General features: G+C 59.9%; 8 protein-coding genes. 5 read left to right on the top strand and 3 right to left on the bottom strand.

All coding sequences use genetic code 11. The features are described from left to right. Nucleotides 1-180 precede the first annotated feature (180 nt). Nucleotides 181-942 carry a Crp/Fnr family transcriptional regulator gene (locus EN935_RS20475; protein ID WP_109665157.1) on the bottom strand — a complete coding sequence of 254 codons (762 nt, stop codon included), beginning with the start codon at nt 940-942 and terminating at the stop codon, nt 181-183. A 151-nt stretch (nt 943-1,093) separates the two neighbouring features. Between EN935_RS20475 and EN935_RS20470 the strand changes: the two genes are divergently transcribed. Beyond that, complete coding sequence (locus EN935_RS20470) at nt 1,094-1,474, top strand: response regulator (protein ID WP_245462936.1); 381 nt, start codon at nt 1,094-1,096, stop codon at nt 1,472-1,474. A gap of 33 nt (nt 1,475-1,507) precedes the next feature. Here EN935_RS20470 and EN935_RS20465 read toward each other — a convergent pair whose 3' ends face one another. Both EN935_RS20465 and EN935_RS20460 read right to left on the bottom strand, forming a co-directional pair. Continuing rightward, nucleotides 1,508-2,059, bottom strand: coding sequence for a sigma-70 family RNA polymerase sigma factor (locus EN935_RS20465; protein WP_056587392.1), 552 nt, complete (start codon nt 2,057-2,059; stop codon nt 1,508-1,510). A gap of 3 nt (nt 2,060-2,062) precedes the next feature. Next, on the bottom strand, nt 2,063-2,266 hold the full coding sequence (locus EN935_RS20460; protein WP_109665148.1) for a NepR family anti-sigma factor: 204 nt from the start codon (nt 2,264-2,266) through the stop codon (nt 2,063-2,065). A gap of 223 nt (nt 2,267-2,489) precedes the next feature. Here EN935_RS20460 and EN935_RS20455 point away from each other — a divergent pair, with 223 nt between their 5' ends. The 4 genes from EN935_RS20455 to EN935_RS20440 all read left to right on the top strand — a co-directional run bounded on the left by EN935_RS20455 (nt 2,490) and on the right by EN935_RS20440 (nt 5,192). Beyond that, nucleotides 2,490-3,284 (top strand): response regulator, encoded by a 795-nt coding sequence (locus EN935_RS20455; protein ID WP_109665145.1) that lies wholly within the window; start codon nt 2,490-2,492, stop codon nt 3,282-3,284. A gap of 205 nt (nt 3,285-3,489) precedes the next feature. Next, the gene (locus EN935_RS20450) at nt 3,490-3,657 is read left to right on the top strand and encodes a DUF1328 domain-containing protein (RefSeq protein WP_013529282.1); all 168 of its coding nucleotides are present in this window, start codon (nt 3,490-3,492) and stop codon (nt 3,655-3,657) included. 184 nt (nt 3,658-3,841) lie between these two features. After that, complete coding sequence (locus EN935_RS20445; protein ID WP_164757531.1) at nt 3,842-4,873, top strand: sensor histidine kinase; 1,032 nt, start codon at nt 3,842-3,844, stop codon at nt 4,871-4,873. A gap of 139 nt (nt 4,874-5,012) precedes the next feature. Then, a complete protein-coding gene (locus EN935_RS20440) occupies nt 5,013-5,192 on the top strand; it encodes a hypothetical protein (protein WP_127262476.1) in 180 nt (59 codons plus the stop codon). Nucleotides 5,193-5,496: the final 304 nt, after the last annotated feature.

Here is a 5,496-nt window from a genome sequence, read left to right as displayed (position 1 = left end):
GGTCCGCATTTGCACGGGAGTCGTTTGCGGTCTTTCCTGCGGCAGTTGCCATGGCTTAACTCCTTGTGATTGCTCGATTTCAAACGCGCCGCGCGCCTCAAGGTTCCGGCACTGGGGACAAAGTAGCCGAAAACGCGTCCGCGCGCACCCGATCCGCCGGCTCTGGCAAAAAGGCCTTCGTCAGATCAGCGGCCGGCGCGCCTCGCCCAGCCCTTCCCAGCCAGCGAGCCGCTTGAGCCCTTCAATGTCTGTGACCTCGCAACCGCCGTCGCGCCAGACGATCAGCTTGCGATCCATCAGCTTGCGGATCGTCTTGTTTGTATGAACCAGCGACAGGCCGAGCGTGTCGGCGATGTGTTGTTGCGTGATCGGTATCTGGATGGACTGCTTGCCGTTCAGCCCGACGACCTTGGCCCGGCTGGCGATGAAGGCGATAAGATAGGCAGCGCGCTCGATCGCGCTGCGACGCCCGAGGCTGAGCAGATTTTCATCCAGCATGCGCTCTTCGCGCGATGCGATCCAGGTGATGTCGTAGGCGAGCCCTGGATGATTGCGGTAGAGCTCGTGCAGATACTCGCGTTCGAAAACACACAGCAGCATCGGCGACAGGGCCTCGACGGAATGCTGCATCTCGCCCATTACACTGCCCTGCAGGCCGATCAGATCGCCGGGCATGAGATAGTTGAGGATCTGGCGGCGGCCGTCTCGCAACAGCTTGTAGCGGAACGCCCACCCGGAGAGCACGGTGTAGAGATGGGCGCTGTGGCTACCCTCGACCAACACGGTAGCCGCCTTGTCGACGGCGAGTTCGCCCTTCTTGAATGTACTGATGAAGGCCAGCTCCTGTTTTTCGAAGTCGCGAAAAATCGGCAACGGCCGCAACGGGCAGTTCTCGCAAGGGTACTGGAGGTTGGAAAAGGCGCGATTGTTCTGGGCTGACATTTCGACCCCTCTTCGAAAGCCCGCTCTTTGGAAGAGCTGCATTTCAACGCGTTGCAAGGATTGAGGTTCCGCCGCCGGCCACATGTCTTTTTTAAATGACAGCAGGCCAATTAGCGATCATGACTCCATGCGTTTCAAGGAGTCGTTGCCTGTGCCCACATTGCTTGACGGATTGCGGATTCTCGTCCTGGAGGACGAATTTCTCATCGCCATGGATGTCGAGCAGCTTTGCCGTGACCATGGCGCCGGTGATGTGGTCATCGCCCGCGATCTGACAGAGGTCGATGGCCAGGAGGTCGCCACGCAATTCGACGCGGCCATTGTCGACCTCATGCTGGGTGGCGCCTCGACACTCGATTTCGCCTCGGGGCTGCGCGCGGCAGGCGTACCTTTCGTGTTTGCGTCGGGCTATTCGGATGCCGATGAAATCAAGGCATCCTTTCCAGGCGTCAGGCTGGTCGGCAAACCCTATTCGGGTGAAGACCTCGTGCAAGCGGTGGCGGCAGCCTGCGGACGCGCCTCTCTAGGTTGAGACGCGCCCCCCTACCCGCCTGGCGATCGCAGGTCAGCTGGCCGGCGAGCCCGTTACCTGGGTCGAAATCGCATCCGGGCCATACTCGTCTTCGCCTGATATTTTCAGGATCTCCTGCAAGCGCGTGCGGGCTCGGCTGACGCGGCTCTTGATCGTCCCGACCGCGCAACCGCAAATCTCGGCGGCCTCCTCGTAGGAGAAACCCGACGCGCCGATGAGGATGATGGCTTCGCGCTGGTCCTCCGGCAATTGCTCCAGCGCCCCGCGAAAATCCTTCAGGTCGAGCTGGCCATGCTGAGCGGGATGAACAGCAAGCCTGGCCGTCATGATGCCGTCGCTATCTTGCACTTCACGTCCACGCTTGCGCATCTGCGAATAGAATTCATTGCGCAGGATGGTGAAAAGCCACGCCTTGAGATTGGTGCCGGGTTGGAAGCTTTCGTGCTTGTCCCACGCCTTGACCAGCGTTTCCTGGACGAGGTCGTCGGCCTTGTCGGCGTTTTGCGTCAGCGACACCGCAAAGGCACGCAGGCTTGGGATTGCCCCAAGCAGATCTGTCTTGAAGCCTTGGGAGACCGCAGCCATGCCTCAGTCCTTTTTCTGTGCGGGTTCGGCCTGTTCCAGCTGGCTAAGCAACTGGGAAAAGCGATCCGGCACATCGTCGGAGACCAGCTCGTCGTAATATTGTTTGAGTTTGCGTCCGATTTCGGAATTCGGCCCAAGAGCGTCACCGGAACCGTTCCGGCGCCTGCTTTCGGCGCCAGCCAGAATATCTTTCGTCATATCCTTCATTTTGCCCTTGTATTCCCAGCGCCCAAGCCGCTCATAATATTACTCAACACAACGCAAGCGACACCCTCGTCTGGTTGCCCATCCCGACCTCAAACGCCGTCCCGACGCATTAGTTCCATCAAGGCCGGAACTTTTTCTCAAGATCGGCGTTGTTTGACCGGGCTTGCAATCAGCTTGACCTGCAATCTATGCAATCACGTCATTCTGAGGGAGACGTCTTACCATGAGCTTATCCGCCACCATCGCGCCAAACCTGCCATTCCTGCGCCGCTTCTCGCGAGCCGTTTCCGGATCGCAGGAGAGTGGCGATGCGCTGGTCGCCGCGATGCTCGAAGCCATCATCGCCGATGTTGAAATCTTTCCCGAGGCATCGAGCGACCGCATCGCTCTGTACAAGGTTTTTGCCAAGCTGTTCACATCGGTCGCCATCCGCGTTCCACAGGAACACGCGCAATCAGCATGGGAACAGCGCGCCGCCGCCAATCTGAATGCAATTGCGCCGCGCCCGCGCCAAGCCTTCCTGCTTGTTGCCGTCGAAGGCTTCAGCGAGGATGAGGCGGCCGAGATCCTCGATGTCGGCGACCAGGAGTTTTCAGAGTTGCTTGCCCAGGCAAGCAACGAGATATCCCGTCAGGTGGCAACCGATGTGCTGATCATCGAGGATGAACCGCTGATCGCCATGGATATAGAAGAAATGGTCGAGAGCCTCGGGCACCGCGTCGTTGGAACGGCTCGCACCCATGCCGAGGCGGTGACGATGTTCGGCAGGACACGGCCGAAGATGGTGCTGGCCGACATCCAGCTTGCCGACGGCAGTTCGGGCATCGAGGCCGTGAACGAGATCCTGTCGTCGACGTCGGTGCCGGTCATCTTCATCACCGCCTTTCCCGAGCGTCTGTTGACTGGCGAGCGCCCCGAGCCGGCCTTCCTGGTCACCAAGCCGTTCAATCCCGACATGGTCAAGGCGCTGATCAGCCAGGCGCTGTTCTTCGACCGTCAGGCGAAAGCCGCCGCATAGGCTCGCAGCCCCTGACAGCACGGCACGACATTGAAGGCCGCTCGATGCGATGCATCGGGCGGCCTTTTTACAAGCCGGAACCGTCGTCAGCGAAATTCCTACGCCTCCTGCTCCGAACGATTTGCAAGCAGCGCCTTTTTCGGCAAAGGGTGGAACAAACCGCATCTACCCACGTTTTCATTACACCATTCGAAGGAGATGGATCATGCTCTACTGGGCGCTCGTATTTCTCGTCGTGGCGATCATCGCCGGCGCGCTTGGTTTCGGCGGCATCGCCGGTACGTCTGCCGGCATTGCGCAGATATTGTTTTTCATCTTTCTCGCCTTTCTGGTCATTTCGCTTCTTGCGGGCCTGTTCAAACGGGCATCGTGAGGACGAACGGCGACCGAACACTGGAAGCCGCACCCCTCAAACGGTTTCCAGCCACCGCCGGGCGGTATCCTGCAAAGGACACCGTCCGGCGGACCGTTTTTGGCGGCTGATTTTCGGGAGACCTCTTTTGGAACCCATTCAACCGTGAGCCGTTCAGCCTGAGTTGGGGTGGACAGATTGGCCGATGCGTTCCAGAACCGGAGATAGGAAGGACGACGTGCAAAGCGATGAAGTCATCGCCCTGCATCCTGCCGAAAGCGGCATGCAGCTTGGACGGGCTCTTCTCCATGCGTTGCACAATGCCGGTATTTCCGTTCTCTACCAGGATCGGGAGATGAAAACCGTATGGGCGCGCAACATGCGCGCGCCCTGGGTTTCCGACACCGCCGACAGCAACGGCATCCTGCCGGCGGCGCAGGCCGACCGCATTGGCGCGGCCAAGCGCGACGTCATCGCATCCGGCAACCCGCAACGTCTGGAGATCAGCGTTCCCGTCGAGGATGGCATCCGCTGGTTTCAAGTCTGGATCGATGCCGACCACGGCGATGGCGGCACGGTGCTAGGCGTCGTCACCACGATGGTCGAAACGACCGAGCAGAAGCGCCGTGAGCAAACCCTGACAACACTGCTGCGCGAAGTCAGTCATCGCTCGAAGAACCTGCTGGCGATCATTCAAAGCATAGCCACCCAGACCGGGCGCTACTCCGATGGCATCGGTGATTTCCTGACACGCTTTCGCGGCCGGCTGCAGTCGTTGGCTTCGTCTCAGGATCTCGTCACCTCTTCCAACTGGCGGGGTGCTGCACTTCGCGAACTGGTATCGGGGCAGGTTGGTCGCTACGGCGGGGATCCGGTTCGCAGCCTGCGTTTTCAGGGAGCAAACCCTTATCTCAATCCGAATGCTGCCCTGCATATCGGCCTTGCCATGCATGAGCTCGCGGTCAACTCGGTGAGCTATGGCGCCCTGTCGCAGCCCGACGGATTCGTAGAGGTTACAGCCAACCTGACCGCCGACGACACTGGGACCTCCCTATCTCTGACATGGGCCGAAGCAATCGGAGCCAATGACAACAGGCGTAGCGAGAAGCGCTTCGGAAGTGTCGCACTCGAACGGGTCGTGCCGGCGTCGCTGAATGGTACGGCGACGCTTGAAATCGCGGCCGGTCGCCTCGAATACCGCCTTGTCGTTCCGCACGGCAATTTCGAGACGGATTGAGCGACCCGCACCTGCGCCAAGTCCTTAACCGACTGTTCACCATAAAAGCCGATGCTGTATTTCCCAGATACCGCTGGAACCTGTTGCATCTTCGAACATTTCCGCAGCAGGACTTGCAGCATGGTGCGGGAGGAATGCCTTGACGGTTGCGGACATGAACAGACTGGAACAGGCCGCTCGGATCTCTATGGGCGAGTTTGAAGACTCCGAGGCATCCGCGCCGCCGCCGCCTCCTGTTCCTCACGCTTCGTTGCGCCTTGGCGTTCTGGGTCTTGCCGCGCTGATCGTCGCGGCCGTCCTCTTCCAGCTGGCTTACTGACCTCCGCGCAACCTGCGGCCTTGGTCGATCCATGTTGCTTCGCTGGCCATGTTAATTCGCTGGCAGGTCTTGCAGTGCAGGAACTTTGCGGAATGTGGACCGTTACTGTGGCGAGAGGACGTTTTCGCCATGGAACACATCGCCGCATTGCTGCTGGTCATCGGCTGCTCGAACACGATGGCCGATTGCCGTGAGCTTCAAGTCCCTGTCAGTGTTTTCGAAACCACCGACCAATGTGTCGCCGAACGCCCGTTCGCCATGGGCGACGTGCAGGGGCAGGCCGAACACATCGTCGCCAAATGCC

Origin of the sequence: Mesorhizobium sp. M7D.F.Ca.US.004.03.1.1 (assembly GCF_003998635.1) — a bacterium.
GTDB classification, from domain to species: Bacteria; Pseudomonadota; Alphaproteobacteria; order Rhizobiales; family Rhizobiaceae; genus Mesorhizobium; species Mesorhizobium loti.
Note: the sequence above shows the minus strand (reverse complement) of the source record. Positions and strands in the feature narration are given on the sequence as shown.